This window comes from Enterococcus sp. 2STP (assembly GCF_032465635.1).
GTDB lineage: Bacteria > Bacillota > Bacilli > Lactobacillales > Enterococcaceae > Enterococcus_B > Enterococcus_B lactis.
The window spans coordinates 185962-204310 of the sequence record NZ_JAWDJH010000013.1 but is presented as its reverse complement, the minus strand read 5'-3'; the positions used below and the strand labels follow the sequence as shown (position 1 = coordinate 204310).

At 37.8% G+C, this 18349-nt stretch carries 17 protein-coding genes and 1 other annotated feature; of the genes, 11 read left to right on the top strand and 6 right to left on the bottom strand.

The genetic code is table 11. The features are described from left to right. Positions 1–90: 90 nt before the first annotated feature. Both sdaAA and sdaAB read right to left on the bottom strand, forming a co-directional pair. The gene (sdaAA, locus tag RWU19_RS05015; protein ID WP_002309997.1) at positions 91–963 is read right to left on the bottom strand and encodes an L-serine ammonia-lyase, iron-sulfur-dependent, subunit alpha; all 873 of its coding nucleotides are present in this window, start codon (positions 961–963) and stop codon (positions 91–93) included. A 12-nt stretch (positions 964–975) separates the two neighbouring features. Next, entirely contained in the window at positions 976–1644 is a 669-nt protein-coding gene (gene sdaAB / locus RWU19_RS05010) for an L-serine ammonia-lyase, iron-sulfur-dependent subunit beta (protein ID WP_002315670.1), read from the bottom strand. A gap of 343 nt (positions 1645–1987) precedes the next feature. On the opposite strand from sdaAB, the gene rplK reads away from it, so the two are divergent. The 6 genes from rplK to RWU19_RS04980 all read left to right on the top strand — a co-directional run bounded on the left by rplK (position 1988) and on the right by RWU19_RS04980 (position 6605). Beyond that, positions 1988–2410, top strand: coding sequence for a 50S ribosomal protein L11 (gene rplK / locus RWU19_RS05005; protein WP_002291638.1), 423 nt, complete (start codon positions 1988–1990; stop codon positions 2408–2410). Between the two features lie 103 nt (positions 2411–2513). Then, the gene (rplA, locus tag RWU19_RS05000; RefSeq protein ID WP_002291636.1) at positions 2514–3203 is read left to right on the top strand and encodes a 50S ribosomal protein L1; all 690 of its coding nucleotides are present in this window, start codon (positions 2514–2516) and stop codon (positions 3201–3203) included. Between the two features lie 78 nt (positions 3204–3281). After that, positions 3282–3409 (top strand) — a sequence feature (ribosomal protein L10 leader region). 203 nt (positions 3410–3612) lie between these two features. Continuing rightward, positions 3613–4116, top strand: a complete 504-nt coding sequence (gene rplJ / locus RWU19_RS04995; protein ID WP_002291634.1) for a 50S ribosomal protein L10 — start codon at positions 3613–3615, stop codon at positions 4114–4116. A gap of 52 nt (positions 4117–4168) precedes the next feature. Continuing rightward, positions 4169–4537 carry a 50S ribosomal protein L7/L12 gene (gene rplL, locus RWU19_RS04990; protein WP_002291633.1) on the top strand — a complete coding sequence of 123 codons (369 nt, stop codon included), beginning with the start codon at positions 4169–4171 and terminating at the stop codon, positions 4535–4537. A 106-nt stretch (positions 4538–4643) separates the two neighbouring features. Then, positions 4644–5333 (top strand): TVP38/TMEM64 family protein, encoded by a 690-nt coding sequence (locus RWU19_RS04985; RefSeq protein WP_002291632.1) that lies wholly within the window; start codon positions 4644–4646, stop codon positions 5331–5333. Positions 5334–5414: 81 nt separating this feature from the next. Then, positions 5415–6605, top strand: coding sequence for an MFS transporter (locus RWU19_RS04980; protein WP_024635125.1), 1191 nt, complete (start codon positions 5415–5417; stop codon positions 6603–6605). A gap of 55 nt (positions 6606–6660) precedes the next feature. On the opposite strand, the gene RWU19_RS04975 is transcribed toward RWU19_RS04980, so the two are convergent. Then, positions 6661–8193 carry an ABC-F family ATP-binding cassette domain-containing protein gene (locus RWU19_RS04975; RefSeq protein ID WP_002290558.1) on the bottom strand — a complete coding sequence of 511 codons (1533 nt, stop codon included), beginning with the start codon at positions 8191–8193 and terminating at the stop codon, positions 6661–6663. A 233-nt stretch (positions 8194–8426) separates the two neighbouring features. Between RWU19_RS04975 and nagB the strand changes: the two genes are divergently transcribed. From nagB to RWU19_RS04950, 5 genes are all read left to right on the top strand, one after another. After that, positions 8427–9128, top strand: a complete 702-nt coding sequence (gene nagB, locus RWU19_RS04970; RefSeq protein WP_002287787.1) for a glucosamine-6-phosphate deaminase — start codon at positions 8427–8429, stop codon at positions 9126–9128. A 258-nt stretch (positions 9129–9386) separates the two neighbouring features. Continuing rightward, positions 9387–10100: an MgtC/SapB family protein gene (locus RWU19_RS04965; RefSeq protein WP_002290559.1), complete on the top strand. Its 714-nt coding sequence runs from the start codon at positions 9387–9389 to the stop codon at positions 10098–10100. Positions 10101–10278: 178 nt separating this feature from the next. Next, the gene (locus RWU19_RS04960) at positions 10279–11418 is read left to right on the top strand and encodes an AI-2E family transporter (protein ID WP_002290560.1); all 1140 of its coding nucleotides are present in this window, start codon (positions 10279–10281) and stop codon (positions 11416–11418) included. Positions 11419–11798: 380 nt separating this feature from the next. Next, positions 11799–13535, top strand: coding sequence for a DUF2264 domain-containing protein (locus RWU19_RS04955; RefSeq protein ID WP_123837683.1), 1737 nt, complete (start codon positions 11799–11801; stop codon positions 13533–13535). Beyond that, positions 13522–14355 carry a hypothetical protein gene (locus RWU19_RS04950; RefSeq protein WP_316002695.1) on the top strand — a complete coding sequence of 278 codons (834 nt, stop codon included), beginning with the start codon at positions 13522–13524 and terminating at the stop codon, positions 14353–14355. The genes RWU19_RS04955 and RWU19_RS04950 overlap by 14 nt, the downstream gene beginning before the upstream one ends. Before the next feature lie 125 nt (positions 14356–14480). Here RWU19_RS04950 and RWU19_RS04945 read toward each other — a convergent pair whose 3' ends face one another. The 3 genes from RWU19_RS04945 to RWU19_RS04935 all read right to left on the bottom strand — a co-directional run bounded on the left by RWU19_RS04945 (position 14481) and on the right by RWU19_RS04935 (position 18281). Next, complete coding sequence (locus RWU19_RS04945) at positions 14481–16268, bottom strand: glycoside hydrolase family 35 protein (RefSeq protein ID WP_123837681.1); 1788 nt, start codon at positions 16266–16268, stop codon at positions 14481–14483. 15 nt (positions 16269–16283) lie between these two features. Then, positions 16284–17447, bottom strand: a complete 1164-nt coding sequence (locus tag RWU19_RS04940) for a glycoside hydrolase family 88 protein (RefSeq protein ID WP_123837680.1) — start codon at positions 17445–17447, stop codon at positions 16284–16286. Positions 17448–17573: 126 nt separating this feature from the next. Continuing rightward, positions 17574–18281: a GntR family transcriptional regulator gene (locus RWU19_RS04935; RefSeq protein WP_002290565.1), complete on the bottom strand. Its 708-nt coding sequence runs from the start codon at positions 18279–18281 to the stop codon at positions 17574–17576. Positions 18282–18349: the final 68 nt, after the last annotated feature.

Below are 18349 nucleotides of genomic sequence, written 5' to 3'. Positions count from 1 at the left end.
AAAAAACGAAGAGAGGCCTAACTGTGCGTCTCTTCGTTTTTTTGTGATGAAAATAACTAATCTCTTAATACTCGAAACTAGGCAGCTTTTTTACGACCTCTTATTTAAAATCTCTTCTGTAAGTCGCTTAGCAGTTGGCGTAACAGCTAAGCCGCCTTCTGCTGTCTCTTTGAAAATCGATGGCATTTGTCGTCCGACTTGATACATCGCAGCAACGACTTCATCCGGTGGAATGACACTTTCGATACCCGCTAATGCCATGTCAGCAGAGATGAAAGCTTGAGAAGACCCTAAAGCATTACGTTTGACACAAGGTACTTCAACTAAACCTGCAACAGGATCGCAAATCAGTCCCATCATATTTTTCAATGTGATGGCTACTGCTTGAGCTGCTTGATGAGGAGTCCCATTTTTTGCGCAAACCAAAGCTGCCGCCGCCATTGCACTTGCAGAACCAACTTCTGCTTGACAACCCCCTTCTGCGCCACTAATAGAAGCGTTGTTCGCGATTACTAACCCGAAAGCGCCAGCAGTAAACAAAAATTCCAATTGCTGTTCATGTGACAAACCAAGCCGATCTCGGACAGCCATTAACACACCAGGAACAACCCCCGCACTTCCAGCAGTCGGTGTAGCACAAATCAATCCCATTTTTGCATTGACTTCGTTAACAGCTACAGCGTTGCGTACAGCCTTTAAGATCGTTTCTCCGCTCAAAAAATCTGCCTCGTTCAAATAATCATCTAATTTTTTTGCATCGCCACCGGTAATCCCTGTGACGGAGGTGACACCTTCTTTTCCCTCGTTGATCGATTGTTCCATTACTGAAAGATTTTTTTCCATAATCGCAATGATCTGACTACGGGAACGACCGCTCATTTCCATTTCAACTGCAATCATCAATTCTGCTACACTTGAATAAGCTTTCGCTTGGTCTACTAATTCTTCAATCGATAAAAACATTTTTTCAGCTCCTTAATCGAAATAGTTTACGCTGTCGATATTTGGCAGATGTTTGAGTCTTCTTACTGTTTCTTCAACTTGAGGATTATCTACTTCAATGATCATGATGGCACTTTCGCCTTTTGATTCCCGTGTCACTGTCATAGTACCGATATTCGTATTGGTTTCAGAAAGTATACCAGTCACTTTAGCGATCATCCCTGGAACATCTTGGTGAACAACGATCAAGGTAGGTGTTCCCATGCTTAAAGAAATTTTGAATCCATTCAATTCAGAAATCTGGATATTGCCACCGCCGATCGAAATGCCAGTAACTGAAAGCTTTCGTGTTCCTTTTTTTAGAAGCATCTTTACAGAATTCGGATGTTCGGCTTTTTCACTCTTAGGAACAAACAAGACTTCCATGCCTGCTTCATATGCCAATTTCAAAGAATCAGCTAAACGTTCATCATCAGGTTCCATTCCTAATAGACCGCCAACTAATGCAATGTCTGTTCCGTGCCCCCGATAGGTTTTTGCAAATGATTCATATAGATAAATATCTACAGAATCAGGTTGCTCGCCAAATATACTGCGTACGATCTTCCCAATTCTAGCTGCTCCAGCTGTGTGGGAGCTACTTGGACCAATCATCACAGGTCCAATAATATCAAAGACACTTCTATACCTTAAATCTTTCATTTTCTCCACCTCATTTTGTTATGTAGGAATCTTTGTACAAGGGTCTAAAAAAACCGCGTTATTGTTTGCTTTCATCTGTTGAACCATGCTAGCGCAAGTGTAACATAAAAGAAGAAATGGGAACGAAAAATTGTTGTTTTTTTAGAATAAATTTAGCGTTTATTCAAGCAAAATGTAAAAATAGCAGAAAAAAATCTTGAAAAAACAAATAAATTTGCTATACTGTACCAGTGTGCATTGTTTTGCACATTATTTGTCTGGATTTTTTCAGATCAGATAAAACGTGGGAGGAGAAATATGCATCTCCAATTAACCACATCACGGACTTAAGGAGGTATGTCTCGTGGCAAAGAAAGTAGAAAAAATCGTTAAATTGCAAATTCCTGCAGGGAAAGCAACTCCAGCTCCACCAGTAGGTCCTGCACTAGGTCAAGCGGGTATCAATATCATGGGATTCACAAAAGAATTCAACGCTCGTACAGCTGATCAAGCAGGTTTGATCATTCCGGTTGTTATTTCTGTATACGAAGACCGTTCATTCACATTCGTTACAAAAACACCGCCAGCTGCTGTTCTATTGAAAAAAGCAGCTAAAATCGAAAAAGGTTCAGGTGAACCAAACAAAAATAAAGTTGCGAAAGTTTCTAGCGATCAAGTAAGAGAAATCGCTGAATTAAAAATGGAAGACCTAAACGCAGCTAACGTTGAAGCAGCAATGCGCATGGTTGAAGGAACTGCACGAAGCATGGGGATCACTGTAGAATAATCTCTACACCCTAAGACAGCAGCTTCTCAGTTGGCTCTATATTGAAAGATATAGAACACGTGGGAGGTACAACCGTTATAACCACAATCAAGGAGGAACCAAAATGGCTAAAAAGAGCAAAAAAATGCAAGATGCATTAAAAAAAGTTGATTCAAGTAAAGTTTATCCTGTTGCCGAAGCAGTAGCTTTAGCAAAAGAAACAAACATTGCAAAATTTGATGCAACAGTTGAAGTTGCATACCGTTTGAACGTAGACCCTAAAAAAGCAGACCAACAAATCCGTGGTGCTGTTGTATTACCAAACGGAACTGGTAAAACACAAACTGTTTTAGTTTTTGCTAAAGGAGACAAAGCAAAAGAAGCTGAAGCAGCTGGTGCAGATTTCGTAGGTGACGACGACATGGTTCAAAAAATCCAAAACGGATGGTTTGACTTTGACGTAGTTGTTGCAACACCTGATATGATGGCTACTGTAGGTCGTCTAGGACGTGTATTAGGACCAAAAGGCTTAATGCCAAACCCTAAAACTGGTACAGTTACAATGGATGTAACAAAAGCAGTAAACGAAGTGAAAGCTGGTAAAGTAACTTACCGTGTAGACAAAGCTGGAAACATCCATGTACCAATCGGAAAAGTTTCATTTGATGATGAAAAATTAGTTGAAAACTTTGCAACAATCCATGATGTATTGCTAAAAGCTAAACCATCAGCAGCTAAAGGTCAATACATGAAAAATGTAACGATCACAACAACATTTGGACCTGGTATCCATGTTGACCAAGCTTCTTTCTAATCAAATATTAGAACGTTGATTGATCCAACTGAAAAATAATTCTTGACTCAACTAGTTTAGCATGCTAAGCTAGTTGAGGTTAATAATTAACTTGTACCGAAGACAGTAGGTGGCTCCAAGCCTTAATTTCCTACCGAGGACGTTTATTGAATATATTCAATAGTCCCTCTATGTCTGCGGTGGCATAGAGTTTTTTATTGTGAATCACTATGAACGAAGTGAAGAGATGATGAACAATACTGGTTGAGCAAAGCGAAAGGAGTTTCCTTTCGAGCAAAGCGAGTAGAATCACTATGAACGAAGTGAATAGATGATGAACAATACTGGTTGAGCAAAGAAACTATACAAGTGATTTGCCTTTTCAGTTCAAAAAACTCTTCCATCAAAATTCAGGAGGTGAAACTCAAAAATGAGTGAAGCAATTATCGCAAAAAAAGCAGCAATCGTTGATGAAGTAAGCGAAAAATTTACAGCAGCTGCATCAGTAGTAGTCGTTGACTACCGCGGATTAACAGTTGATGAAGTAACACGTTTACGTAAACAACTTCGTGATGCTAACGTAGAAATGAAAGTTATCAAAAACTCAATCCTTTCACGTGCAGCTAAAAAAGCTGGCCTTGAAGGCATGGACGAAGTATTCACTGGACCTACAGCCGTTGCATTCAGTAACGAAGATGTAGTTGCACCAGCGAAAATCATGGACGAATTTGCTAAAGAAGCAAAAGCATTAGAAATCAAAGGCGGTATCATCGAAGGTAAAGTATCTTCATTGGAAGAAATCACAGCATTGGCAAAATTGCCAAATCGCGAAGGACTTCTATCTATGTTGCTATCTGTACTACAAGCGCCAGTCCGCAACGTGGCTTACGCTGTCAAAGCAGTGGCAGACAAAGAAGATGGAGATGCAGCTTAATTGCCGCATAAAGTATTAAATAAAAAAGAACATTTAAACGGAGGAAATTATAATGGCATTGAACATTGAAAACATCGTTGCTGAGTTAAAAGAAGCAACTATCCTAGAACTTAACGACCTAGTTAAAGCTATTGAAGAAGAATTTGGCGTATCTGCTGCTGCTCCTGTAGCTGTAGCTGCTGCTGGTGGCGCTGCTGCTGCTGAAGAACAAACAGAATTCACTGTAGAATTAACTGCAGCTGGAGACCAAAAAGTTAAAGTTATCAAAGCAGTTCGTGAAGCAACTGGCTTAGGCTTGAAAGAAGCTAAAGCTGTAGTTGATGGCGCTCCTGCACCAGTTAAAGAAGGCGTATCTAAAGAAGAAGCTGACGAATTGAAAGCTAAACTTGAAGAAGTTGGCGCATCTGTAACTGTTAAATAATTTTTTAACTATTTAAAAGCACTGAGATCCTATCTTGGATTTCGGTGCTTTTTTGTTTTTATGTTAAACTATTATTTAATGAATATAGTTTTTTTCAGGAGGTAATATGAAAAAGAAAAAAATCCGATTGATTTTGATCACGTTGGGAATCGTTCTGATACTGATGGTGGGCTATCGGTTGTATTTGGAATACCAGACAGATATACAATTATTTTTGAACCCGAAAGCAAGTAAAGCACAGCTACTGGCTCATATCCGTTCTCACGGATTTTTCGCAGGGCTTCTTTTAGTCGTATTAACGGCAGTGATGTGTGCTGTTCCCGGTATCCCTACTTCGGTTATTGGTGTCATTGCCGGATTGAGCTTTGGTCCGTTCATTGGGGCAGGTATCAATGTTTTAGGGAATGCTCTGGGCAATATCTCCGCTGTGTTTTTGATGCACCGATTGAAGTTTTTAGACAAGAAAACTGAAAAAAATCATTGGGTGCGATCCATTCGGCAAATGAGACATCCAAAAATAGGCGTAATGTTAGGTTACATGATACCGGTGATCCCATCTTCTATGGTCAATTTTGCTGCAGATGCGATGAAACTGCCTCTTCAGCAAATCGTAATGTCGATCGTGATTGGAGTCATCCCTTCATCTGTGTTGTATGCGTGTGGGGGAGAAGCTCTGTTTCACGGATATAACAAAACTGCAGTCACGTTGGTTGCAAGTGTTACTGTGTTAGTAGGGTTAGTTGTCTTCATTTATAAAGATCGCAAGAAAAAACAAGGAAAACAAAGACAAAAATAATAAGTATGGCGAATAGTTGTATTTTTCTATTTCCAATCTTTTCCATAAGTTGTAAACTAAGATAGGAAATGGGGGAAATCAATGGAGAGTAAAGAAAAAACATCTTTAACAACATCGCTTATTTTATTATTATCAATCACTTGCGGCGTCGTTGTTGCTAATATGTATTATATCCAGCCGATTGGAACAAAAGTAGCAGCTAGTTTATCTGTTAGCACAAGTGCAGTCGGGATATTGACAATGCTGACCCAGTTAGGCTATGCACTAGGGCTACTGTTTTTAGTTCCTTTAGGGGACGTGGTGGATCGTCCAAAATTAATTATACGAATGGCAGCGTTATCTGCTATCTCGCTGTTGGCCGCTTTTTTTGCGCCTTCGTTTACGTTATTTGCATGCGCTTCTTTTTTAATAGGATTACTTTCGATCGTGCCGCAAATCATCATTCCTTACGGTGCGGTACTAGCGGGACCAAAAGCAAGAGGAAAAGTCATGGGAACATTGCTTAGCGGTTTACTCGTGGGGATTTTGCTTTCTCGGACGGTATCTGGTATTGTTGCCAGTCTTTTTTCTTGGCGGATGATCTATTTATTTGCTTTATGTGCAGTCGGGATTCTTACACTTCTGCTTTACTGGAAGATGCCGCGTTCTGTTCAGCAAAGTAGTACATCTGTTTCATACCTTGATTCACTCAAAAGTTTGCCGCATTTAGTTGCCTCTCAACGTTTATTAAGAGAAGCGGCAGTCAGCGGATTTTTTATGTTTGGCACATTTTCGATCTTTTGGTCTACGTTGATTTTTTATATCAGCAGTCCCGCTTACAATTGGGGGACTTTTGAAGCAGGGATATTAGCGATTTTTGGGTTGTCTGGAGCAGTCGCTGCACCTATCGTGGGACGACTGGCAGATTCTTATTCTGAAAGAAAAATTGTATATATGGGACTTGTTATGCAAACAATAAGTTTTATTGCTTTATTGGTTGGCGGAAGCCATTTGGCCATTTTGCTTTTAGCTATTATTTTATTAGACGTCGGGAATCAATTTGGTCAAGTCGCCAATCAAACACGAGTACAAGGACTAGGAGAAGCAGCAAGCAACCGAAATAATACTGTATTTATGTTTATGTACTTTATTGGAGGTGCGGCTGGTTCATTGCTAGGGACGACCATGTGGCAGCAGTATGGTTGGTTAGGTGTAACGGTTAGCGGACTTGTTTTTCAGGGATGTGCGTTTTTCTTTCAATTCGTTGTTTTTCGAGAGAAAAAAGAAAACTGAACAACAAAAAAACTGATGATCATGCTATCATCAGTTTTTTTGTCTTTTTGTCTCATTATTTTGGCTCGATCTCAATAACTCGTTGAACAAGATCTTGATAAAATTCTTGTTCATGAGAGACGATGATCACCGTTCCTGGAAATTTCTGAATGCCATCTTGTAAGCTTTCTTTCGTTTCTTGATCAATATGGTTCGTCGGTTCATCGAGAATCAGTAAATTACCTTGGTTCATTGTCAACTGTGCAAGTTTCACCTTGGTTTGTTCTCCACCACTTAATGTAGTGAGAGGTTCGCTTGCTAATTGATTGACTAGTCCAGCTTTAGCTAATTGGCGACGTAATTCTTTGATAGTTGCTTTTGGAAATTGACTACTTAAGTATTGTAGTGGTGTTTCTAATGGATTTTCCCAGTACAGATCTTGTGAAAAGTAATTGATTTTTGTGTTATCTGGGAAGTGGAAATCGCCACTTATTTTTTCGATCTCACCAATCAATGTTTTTAACAAAGTAGATTTCCCAATCCCGTTGAAGCCTCGAATGGCAATATTTTCACCAAACCGGATGGTCAAATTGATTGGTGCAAGTAGCGGTCGATCATAGCCGATGACTAAATCAGTTGTTTCCACTGCCAACGTCGTGACAATAGGAGAGAATGGAAAATCAAAGACAGCTTTACTTGCTGAAGCGGGAGGTGTCAGCCGTTCGATTTTATCTAATTGTTTTTGTCGGCTTTTTGCCATCGTTGATCGGGAACCGGCTTTGTATTTCCGAATATAAGCTTCGGTCTTTTCGATTTGTTTTTGTTGAGCATGATATTGGCGCAAATAGCTTTCGCGATTTTGTTCCTTTTGTTTTAATGCTTGTTTTAGATGGCCAGTATACTTAGTAATCTTTCCAAACTCGATGTCTGCGATATGGGTGGTGATCTGATCAAGAAATTCTTGGTCATGGGAAATCACGATATACGCACCGTCAAAATCCTGAAGAAACTGCGTCAGCCATTGGATATGCTGATCATCTAAGTGATTGGTTGGTTCATCTAAGATCAGAACATCTGGGTTTTCTAAAAGTAGTTTTGCTAAAATCACCTTTGAACGTTGTCCACCACTTAGATTTTTCAACAGTGAATCTAAACCTAAGACATCGATCCCCAACCCGCTGCTCATCTCAGCAACTAAGGTGTCGATTTGATAAAACACTCCTTGGTCTAATTCCGTTTGGAGTTTCCCAGCTTTTTCCAGCAAGGAATCATCGAAGGTCTCGCTATATGTTTGGTAAAGAAAAGCAATTTTTTCTTCCTTTTCGTATTCTTTTGCGTACGCAGTTTTTAGAAATTCTTCGATCGTTAATGTTTCATCGACTTCTACATATTGATCGAGGTAACCTTTATGAATATTTTTTTGCCAATGGATCTGTCCGTCATCTGGCAGGATCTCACCAGTGATGATTTTAATCAATGTACTTTTGCCGGCTCCGTTTTGTCCGATCAGCCCAAGATGTTCGCCAGCGTTTAATTGCAGATCGACTCCTTCATAGAGGATTTTATCGCCGAACTGCTGGGTGATGTTGTTTAATGTCAGTATACTCATAATAACTCCTTTTTCATAAAAAAACTGCAGACATAAAGCGTCCACAGTGAATCAAGTGCTTGGTTTTCATGCAACATGGATTGTTTGATTGAACCATCTTATGAAACCTAACACGGATGCCCTTTTGTTGTCAAGAAAATGAAAAAAATAGAATTTGGTCTATACTGATTATTGTAAAAAGAAAAAAAGAATGCTATAATTGGGCTATACCAAAACACAAAGGAGCAATCACTATGGAAATCATTCGTGTAAAAAACGCTGAAGAAGGCGGAAAAAAAGCATTTGAAATCATCAAAGAAGGTATGAACAAAGGTGCAAAAGTATTAGGATTGGCAACAGGAAGCACACCAGTTACTTTATATAAAGAAATGACTTCAAGCGATTTGGATTTCAGTGAAATGACTTCTGTAAACTTAGATGAGTACGTTGGACTAGGTGGTTCAGATGAACAAAGCTACCGCCATTTCATGGATGTCCAATTATTTGATAAAAAACCATTCAAAGAAACATTTGTACCAGATGGGAAAGCAGAAGATCTGGAAGCAGCATGCAAAAAGTATGATCAAATCATCGATGCTCATCCAATCGATATCCAAATTTTAGGAATCGGGCAAAATGGACATATCGGTTTCAATGAACCTGGTGCTTCATTTGACGGAACAACTTCAGTAGTTGATTTGACAGAATCAACGATCAATGCAAACAAACGATTCTTTGATAAAGCAGAAGATGTACCAACAAAAGCTGTTTCAATGGGAATTGGCTCGATCATGAAAAGTAAAGAAATCGTCTTGATGGCGTTTGGCGAAAGCAAAGCTGATGCAATCAAAGGGATGATTGAAGGACCTGTAACGAATCATTTACCAGCAAGTGTATTGCAAAACCACGACAATGTCGTTGTGATCATCGATGAAGAAGCAGCAAGTAAATTGTAATTTACAAAAGAGGCTGGGACAGAAGCGTTTAACTCCAAGAAATAAGAAGGAATTCACGAAAATTGCTTTTCAAATTTTTGTGAATTTCAGCTTATTTCCGAAGGAGTTGCTTCTGCTTCCGCCGTTTACACATGTTTAGAGTGTGAGACAAAAGTTTTTCTTTACTTTTGTCCCACGCTCTTTTTCGTAAGAGGTAAAAATTGCACTTTTTTTGTCTGCTCCTTTCAGACATGATATATTGGACTGGAGGGTGTTTAGATGAATGATATGGTATTGACAATTCCAGAGATTATTTTACGTTTAGGGATCGCTATGCTATTTGGCGGAGCAATTGGCTTTGAGCGACAATATAAAAATCGTCCAGCAGGGATGCGTACACATATTTTAGTTTGTATGGGAGCATGTATCATTGCATTGATCCAAGTCGAGATCGCTAGTGGAGCATTAAGAGATGCTTTAGCGTATCCACAGCTTGCTGGAACGATCCGTTCAGATGAAGCAAGGCTGATTGCTCAAGTAGTGAGTGGCGTCGGTTTCTTAGGTGCTGGAACGATCATCGTCACGAAACAATCAGTGACGGGACTTACGACTGCCGCTTCTTTATGGGCTATTGCCGGATTAGGGATCGCCATCGGCATGGGTTACTATTCCATTGCGATCATCAGTTTTATCGGGATTGCTATTGCACTCACAGTAGTGAAACGCGTGATCCATGTACCTACGACTAAAAAGTTAGAAATCCAATTTATCCATAGAAAAGAAACCAAAGATTTTCTTACCGATTATTTTGAAGAGAAAAATATCGTGATCGAAGATGTGAATTTTGATGTGAAATTCGTTGATGACTATCGTGTATATAAAAATATATATACGATCGATCTTCCTAAAGGACTCACTTATGCCGATGTGATCGAGGAATTGTCCGTGCACAAAAATATCACAAAGCTGCATTTAGTCAGTATTGCGCAATAAACGATCTGCCCAAAACGATTTTTATTTTGGGCGGATCGTGTTTTTGTTGAAGTACTCTTATGATCAGTAAAATACCTTTCCTTTTTTATTTTGTTTTTTTTAAGCAAATGAAAATCTCAGCGCGTAATTCTTTGTTAAATGATAAAATAGAAGTATCAAAGGAATTTGGAGGAGAGGTATGCAATCACGTTTTAAACAATCAAAATTATTTTTCTGGACAGTGGAGCTAGTACTCACGATCGTCGGCGTGTATTTTATTTTACAAATGCCGAATATTTTTAGTCCAATATTGAAAATGCTTTCGGCTATTTTTTTGCCGTTGCTTGTGGCTGGTTTTATCTATTATATGTTCGATCCAATCGTTGTTTTTCTCGAAAAGCATCGGATTCCGAGAGTGTTCGGTTTTTTATTGACATTTTTGGTCGTGATCATTTTAGTTGTTTTGACTGTCATGAATGTAGTGCCTCAGTTAGTGGAGCAGACGATTCAATTGACTCAGAGCCTGCCAATCTATGCAGATGAAACAAGCAAATGGTTAAATGAATTGGCGCAGCGAGAAGAGTTTAAAAATTTCAATTTGGAAGAACAATTAGCATCAGCGAATTTATCTCTCAGTAATTTGTTCAATATCATATTGGTCAGCTTATCTGCAAGTGTCACTAAAATCATTTCATTCATGATGCAATTTTTTATTTTGTTATTTACCGTTCCATTTATCTTGCTGTTTATGTTTAAGGATGGACACAAATTTATTGATGCGTTGTCTCATTTTTTTCCGAAAGCGATTCGTAAAGAGTTGCGCCAAACAGTGAAAGAATTAAATGAAACATTGTCTGCCTATATCAGCAGTACGATCTTAGATGCTTTGATTATTGGTGTGATGAGCTTTTTGGCAATGAGAATATTCAATCAGCCTTATAGCTTATTGCTTGCGGTCATTTGCGGCATCACGAATATTATCCCATATGTCGGCCCTTTTATTGGAGCAGTACCAGCAATCATTGTCGGTTTGTTTATCTCTCCATTTCAAGCTTTGTACATGGCGTTGTCGATTCTAGTGATCCAACAATTAGATGGAAATTTGATCAAGCCGTTGTTGTTTGGGAAATCAATGAATATCCATCCACTGACGATCATCTTGGTATTGATTGGAGCAGGAAGTGTCGCAGGAATATTAGGCATGCTGATTTGTATACCTGTCTATGCAGTCATTAAGACGATAATATTAAATATCCGGAAAATCTATTTATTGAGAAGAATGGAACATGTTTCTGAAAAGTTAGATAGTCCAAAAGTGCTGGAAGAAACAAGTGAATAAGCCTATTTAAAAGGGGATCTTAGCGTTCATTTTATTTAGATGTATGCTGAGATTCTTATTTATATGATCCAGTGGATGATTTTTTATAACCTAACCGTTCCGTCCTGTTTAGGGTGGACGAATTAACAAATCATGGGGTAAATATTGTTTACTGGAAATGGCTCAAAGGTATATTAGATTTCTTTCATTTTAGATAGAGTAAGTAAAAAGAAGAAATCACAAGAAATGCTTCCAAGAGAAAACAATACTAAGTGTGCTAACATATTAAGTTTTGATTATCCTGCTTTCTCACTCATTTCATTTTCATCTCACTCAGAAGTCTCTCCTGAAACCGATTTTCTACCATGGTATCCTAAAGAAAAAGAATTCGGAGGGTTGTCATGAATCAGTTAAAACAAAATCTATTTTTGACGCGGCGCGATTTCGAAGAAGCACTAGAGGAGATGATTCTGCCTTTAAAACAGGGACTATTCAATAGTGAAAAACCAGGAGTACGTCTAGGGAGTAGCGGCGCTGTTTATGACGAGAAGAGAGCAGAGATGGAGGCATTTATTCGTCCATTATGGGGACTGGCACCTTATTGGATGAATAATGGGACGAAAGATGAGTTGAAAGACGTCTATCGAAAGAAAATCTTGAAAGGGATGAATCCAAAAGATTCATTTTATTGGGGAGATATTAATGATTATGACCAATATATCGTAGAAATAGCAGCGTTATCTTTGAATCTGTTATTGAATCGAAACTATTTCTTTGATGAACTGTCAGGCACTTCCAAACAACAGTTGATTCATTGGCTAAAACAAGCCTTAGATAAAAAAATACCTAAAAATAATTGGACATTTTTCAAAATTTTGATCCGAATCGCTTTAAAACATTGTGGTGAATCATTAGATAAAGAAAAAATGGAAGCAGAATTACGCTTTATTGACACGATGTATGTAGGAAAAGGCTGGTATATCGACGGTAAATCTTCGCAAAAAGATTACTATGTTCCTTTTGCTTTTCATTATTATGGATTGATTTTTGCCAAATTAATGAAAGATGACTTTCCTGAATGGTCAGAAAAATTCATCTATCGTGCAAAAGAGTTTACGAAGGACTATATTTATTATTTCGATTCCGATGGAGAAGCGTTACCTTATGGACGAAGTCTCATCTATCGATTTGCACAAGGTGCTTTTTTTTCTGCATTGATTTTTGCAGAAGTGGAAGCAATCCCTTGGGGTCAGATAAAGACGCTTCTTTCCAACCATATGAAGCAGTGGATGACACACGATATCTTTACTTATGACGGACGGCTATCCATTGGGTATCATTATGAGAACCTTGTGATGGCAGAAGGTTATAACGCACCGGGGTCTCCCTATTGGGCATTAAAAGTATTTTTATTACTAGCAACAAAAAAAGAACATCCGTATTGGAAAGCCAAACCTGAACCAGTCAATACCAAAGAGAAAAGATTGATTGATAATGGAAATATGCTTTTGTGTCAGGCAAAAGAAGGAAAACATGTACTTGGTTATCCATATGGTTTGATGATTGATGGCCAAGCGCATGCCCCAGCGAAGTATAGTAAGTTTGTCTACTCTACTAAATTCGGCTTTAGTGTGCCAAAAGCGGGAATCACATATGGAGAAGGGGCATTTGATAATACATTAGCTCTTTCAAGAGACGGTGAATATTTCAGGACAAAGAAAAAGGTACGAAGTAGTGAAGCAACAGAGACTTCTGTTATGTATGAATGGCAACCATTCCAAGAAGTGCTGATCCAAACAGAAATTTACCCATTTGGTGAATGGCATGTTCGATTCCATGAGATATATACGACGATTCCTTTAGAGATAAGAGAAGGCGGATTTAGTCTTTTGGTAAAAGAACCAGAAATAACTTTGGCGAAAGACTGTGCAAAAATAAAAGAAACGCATGTGTCTCAAATCATTGCAATCGAGGGGTATGAAGAAGCAGGGATTCAGGTACTAGAACCAAATACTTCTGTATTCTTTCCAAGAACCAATCTTCCCTATTTGAAAAAGAAAATCGAACCTGGTACCCATCGCTTTATTTGTTTAGTTGGCGGAATAATAAATGGAGGAGAAAAAAATGATTCAAATTGATCTAAAAAATAAAAATAATCAAGTAGTTATTGGCAAAATCGATCACGAGAAAAAAGAAACCGCATTTTCTGCAAATGGAGAAGAAATAGCAGTTTTAGCAATCAAAAATCACACATATGAAGTAGGAGACAAACTGGTCATAAAGAAAGAGAAAAATGATCACTATTTTGTTGTGCAATTAGATGAAACATTGGCACCGACACTTCTTTATATTCCAGAGAAGAAATGGGAATATGTGATTCCGCTAGAAGAAACGAAAGCTTCAGTAGAGACGGGATTTCGTTCAAAAAGACATCACATATATGTTCGTAAAGCCTATGTTTTTGAAGTGGAAAGCTATCGGAATGTATCTACAAACCCTCATGATCAAAAATTGTTCAGTGGAGCATATCCACATGCATATGCTAATGTAGAGACGAGAAATGATGTGACTTTTTTTGCTAAAAATGCGATTGACGGAAAGTTTGGTAATCGCTCACATGGATCCTATCCATTTACTTCTTGGGGAATCAATCAGCAAAAAGATGCAACTTTGACGATCGACTTTGGACGCTCAATCCAAACCGATCGAGTAAATCTTTTGTTTCGAGGAGATTATCCACATGATAGCTATTGGACAGAAGTTTCTATTTGTTTTTCTGATGGAGAAACAATAAAAGTAGCAACAACAGATACGCTTGAATTTCAATCGTTTTACTTTCCTGAAAAAATGACGAGTTCAGTTACTTTGAAAAATTTGAAAAAAGCAGAAGATACGTCACCATTCCCAGCATTAACACAAATTGAGATTTTCGGACGAGAAGTAATCACTTGTACTTGATTAAGAGAAATAATGATAGAAAAGCTATTCACTATAAAAGGGAATCCGTTTTGAAAATCGAATATGATTTTCGTAGGACTCCCTTTTTGTATAAGCTAATTTACAGGATGATTATTTTGAATCGTTCATGACAAATCTTTTTTTATTGGTTGATCTGAAAAAATCAATGTATCAATCGATATACCTTCTGTTTCAAAAATAATCACTTCATTTCTGCCTTTTTTTAGTACATCTTTTGGACAATATAGTGATAAAACAGGCCCATGATTCCAGTACCTCCCAAGATTGAATCCATTGATGATGACGACCCCCTTACCATATAAAGAACAATCGATATAAGTATCTGCTTCTTCAGCAAGATCAAACTCAAATTGATAAAAAGAAGGCTGTGACGGGTCTTTGCCAGCGGAATAGTCGATTTTATCTAGTTGAGCTTGTTCGAAAGTCAATGGGTAATGGCGGTATCCAAGATGGAAATGGATATCTTGCATAACACCATTGCGAATCCCTTTTGATTGGGAGGGACTATTCAATTTTGCACCGTAATTGACTCTTCCTAAATTCTCAACTAGAACATCTAATGCGATAGTGGGCTGATTTTTTTGTCCTTCAATCATCATTTCATCACCCAGTGTTTCTTGTGTTTGCGTTTGATTGTATTTGCCGTCAATATATATTTGTGCACGATCGTTTGTTTCGATTAAACGTAATTTATTTTTATGTCCGTAGTTTTTTAAGGTAAGTGAATATAATAAATAGCCGTAGCCATTGCTTGCTTGTTCCATTGTCAAAGGGTAATCTGTTTTGATTTCTTCACAAATCTGTTCTTTTATATGAAATAGAGAAACGCTTTTATTTACCGGATAAGTCCCTAGATTTTTTAACGTTTTTGTTCGGGGCTCTGCTTGCCAAACAGATGGACAAACTTCTTTGATGACCCTTTGAACTGCATAATATTTTTCAGTAGGTTGTCCAGCTTCGTTTAATAGTGCATCGTAATCATAGCTTGTGATTTGCGGAAGATCTGTATTGCCTCGAGCAGAACACCCATTATAAAAACCAAAATTTGTTCCCCCGTGGAACATATAAAGATTCAAGGAACCAATTTCTAACATCTCTTTTACTTCAGTTGCTAATTCTTTGGGATCACGCGTAATGATAGGTTCTCCCCATCGATTAAACCATCCATCCCAATACTCCATACACATGATCGGCCAATTTTTTTGATGATTCTGCATAAATTCTTTTAAGACTTGCGCATTTTCTTTTGAGTGGCTTCCAAAATTACCAGTCACAAAAATGTCTTCATCAATTAATGTACCAGCATCTAACACCTCTAGCCAAGCACCATCGGAGGTAAATAAAGGAACATCAATCGAATGTGCAAGCATCAATTCTTTTGTTTGGCGTAAATAAGATTTTTCCATTCCGTAAGAACCGTATTCATTTTCGAGCTGCATCATGATGACTGGACCACCTTGTGTGATCTGAAGAGGTGCAAGTTTTGGTAGAAGTACTTGATAATAATTTTTCAATTTTTCCATAAATCGAGGATCGGTAGAACGTACTCTTATATCAGGTTCTTTCAATAACCAAGCAGGTAATCCACCAAATTCCCATTCAGCGCAAATGTAGGCGCAAGGACGTAAAATTACCATCAAGTCTAATTCTTGAGCAATTTTTACAAATTGAACGATATCTTTGAATCCGGAAAAATCAAAGGAACCTTCTTGTGGTTCGTGAAGATTCCACGGAATATAAGTTTCAACCGTATTTGCTCCTAGTGCTTTTAAATTATATAAACTGTGCTCCCATTGAGAAGGGGGTATTCTGAAATAATGGATTGCCCCACTAATGATTTTTGTAGGAATACCGTCGACTAAAAATTCGTCTTTTATTTTAAATGTTTGCATGTCTATTCATTCTCCTTACCAGTAAGTGTTCCATTCAGGTTTTGCTAAACGCATAAGTGCTTCTAAATAAAAGTAGTCGCCCCATAGATTTGGCTCATCGACTCCTTTTCCTTCCGCATGAGCATAAACGCCATGTAAAAGCAATCCTTCATTTTCTGGATCATTTTTAGCAGTATAGTGTGTTCCTAATTGATAAATCATTCCTTTTGCTATTTCTTTTGCTTTAGGATACGCTTCCATTTTTTCTGCTTCTAATAATCCACATGCAGCAATCGCTAGAGAAGAACTGTCTTTATCTGATGGAAAATCATCATTGAAATCAAAATCCCAGTAAGGTACAAAATCTTCAGGTAAATGTTCTAAGAAAACATCGACGATCGCTTTGTAGTTCAATGGAAAAGGAACAGAATGCAAGTATCGCTCGTTTAGTGGAATCCCTAAAATCGCCCAACTTTGCCCTCTAGCCCAGATCGACTCATCACTATGACCTTGATGCGTTGCACCATGTGTTGGAACTCCTGTGTTTGAGTCAAAGTAATAGGTATGGAAAGTGGTGGCATCTTCACGAATCACGGTATGCAACAATGTCTGGTAATGCTTGAAAGCCACTTCTTTATAATGTGGGTCATTAGAAAGCGTACACGCTTGGAACAACAAAGGAAGATTGATCAAAGAATCAATAATCAAACGGTATTCGAGAGGATCACCGTATGCTCCCCAAGCTTGGATAAAATTCCCTTTGTTCTGAAATCTTGCCACTAAAATATTTGCAGCTTGTAAAAACGATTCTTTACACAACTGACTATCCACGACTTTATACCCGGCTCCAGCGGATAAACTATAAAGAAAACCGATATCATGATGATCAAGGACGAAGTGTTGGTCTAAGCGTTTTTGAAAGCTATGGATATTTTCCATTGCACGTACTAGAAATTTCTCTTCTTTTGTCCATTCATAAGATAACCAAAGCATTCCCGTCCAAAAACCATTTGTCCAATCATCATTTTTTTTGATTCGATATTTTCCGTTTGTTGCACAAGCTGAAGGGAAATCTAACCCGAAACGAACCATATTTTTTTTGATACGCATCATGCACCATTCAAATTGTTCATCCAACCAATTTTTATCTACAAATGTTCCCAATTCAATCAACATTTCCTTTTTTTGTTGAATATTCATAGTTACCTCCTCTTAAAATGTTAACATATTAACTTAAAAGTAGTATACCGTATTTAGGAAAAAAAAGCGAGTATTGAAGAGGATTTAAAAAAGTTTATTAGAAGAGAGCAAACAAAAAAGTGAAAGCTATTCCGCTTCCACTTCAATTTTTGTTTTAAAGTATTTCCAATGTTTATAACTGATGATATATTCTGCTACACTTTGATCTGCTAAGTAAGAGTGTTTGATTTGTTGGACAACAGGTTCTCGGAAACTTAGATTTAATAGATTAAGTAGTTCTGCATGCTCTGGGAAAACAATTTCATTTGTTTCCACAGAAGCAAGGGAAAAAAGATCAATCCCAAAATCTTTACGAACTTTTTCGTATATACTTGAATAGACAGAAATATCTTTTGCTATTGGTTCTTTCACTAATTTTTTTGGTAAGTGAGTGATGTGGACCAAAAAGGGTGTGTCTTCAAAGAAACGAACACGTTTAATTTTATAGTAAGAAGCATTTGCTGGTAAGCCTAATTCCTTTAAAATATCCATTTCATTTTCTTCCTCAATCGAGAGTACTTTAACTTTTTCTTTATCTAAAGAATGTAGTTCGATATCAGAGAATTTCACACTTTGAGAAACTTTTGATTTTGAAACGAATGTTCCTTTTCCTTGGATACGATAGAGATAGCCTGCAGCAGTTAGTTCATTGAGAGCCTTGACTGCAGTAATTGAACTAACAGAATATTTCCGTTTGATATCTGCTTCTGAGTAAAATTTATCACCAGGAATAAAGTGGTGGTTTTTGATTTCTTCAAGTAAGTCTTGCTTGATTTGCTCGTATTTAGGAATCATACTAGAAGTCTTCCTTTCTTACAACATCATTATCTAATAGGATAACATGTTAACATATCCAAATCAAT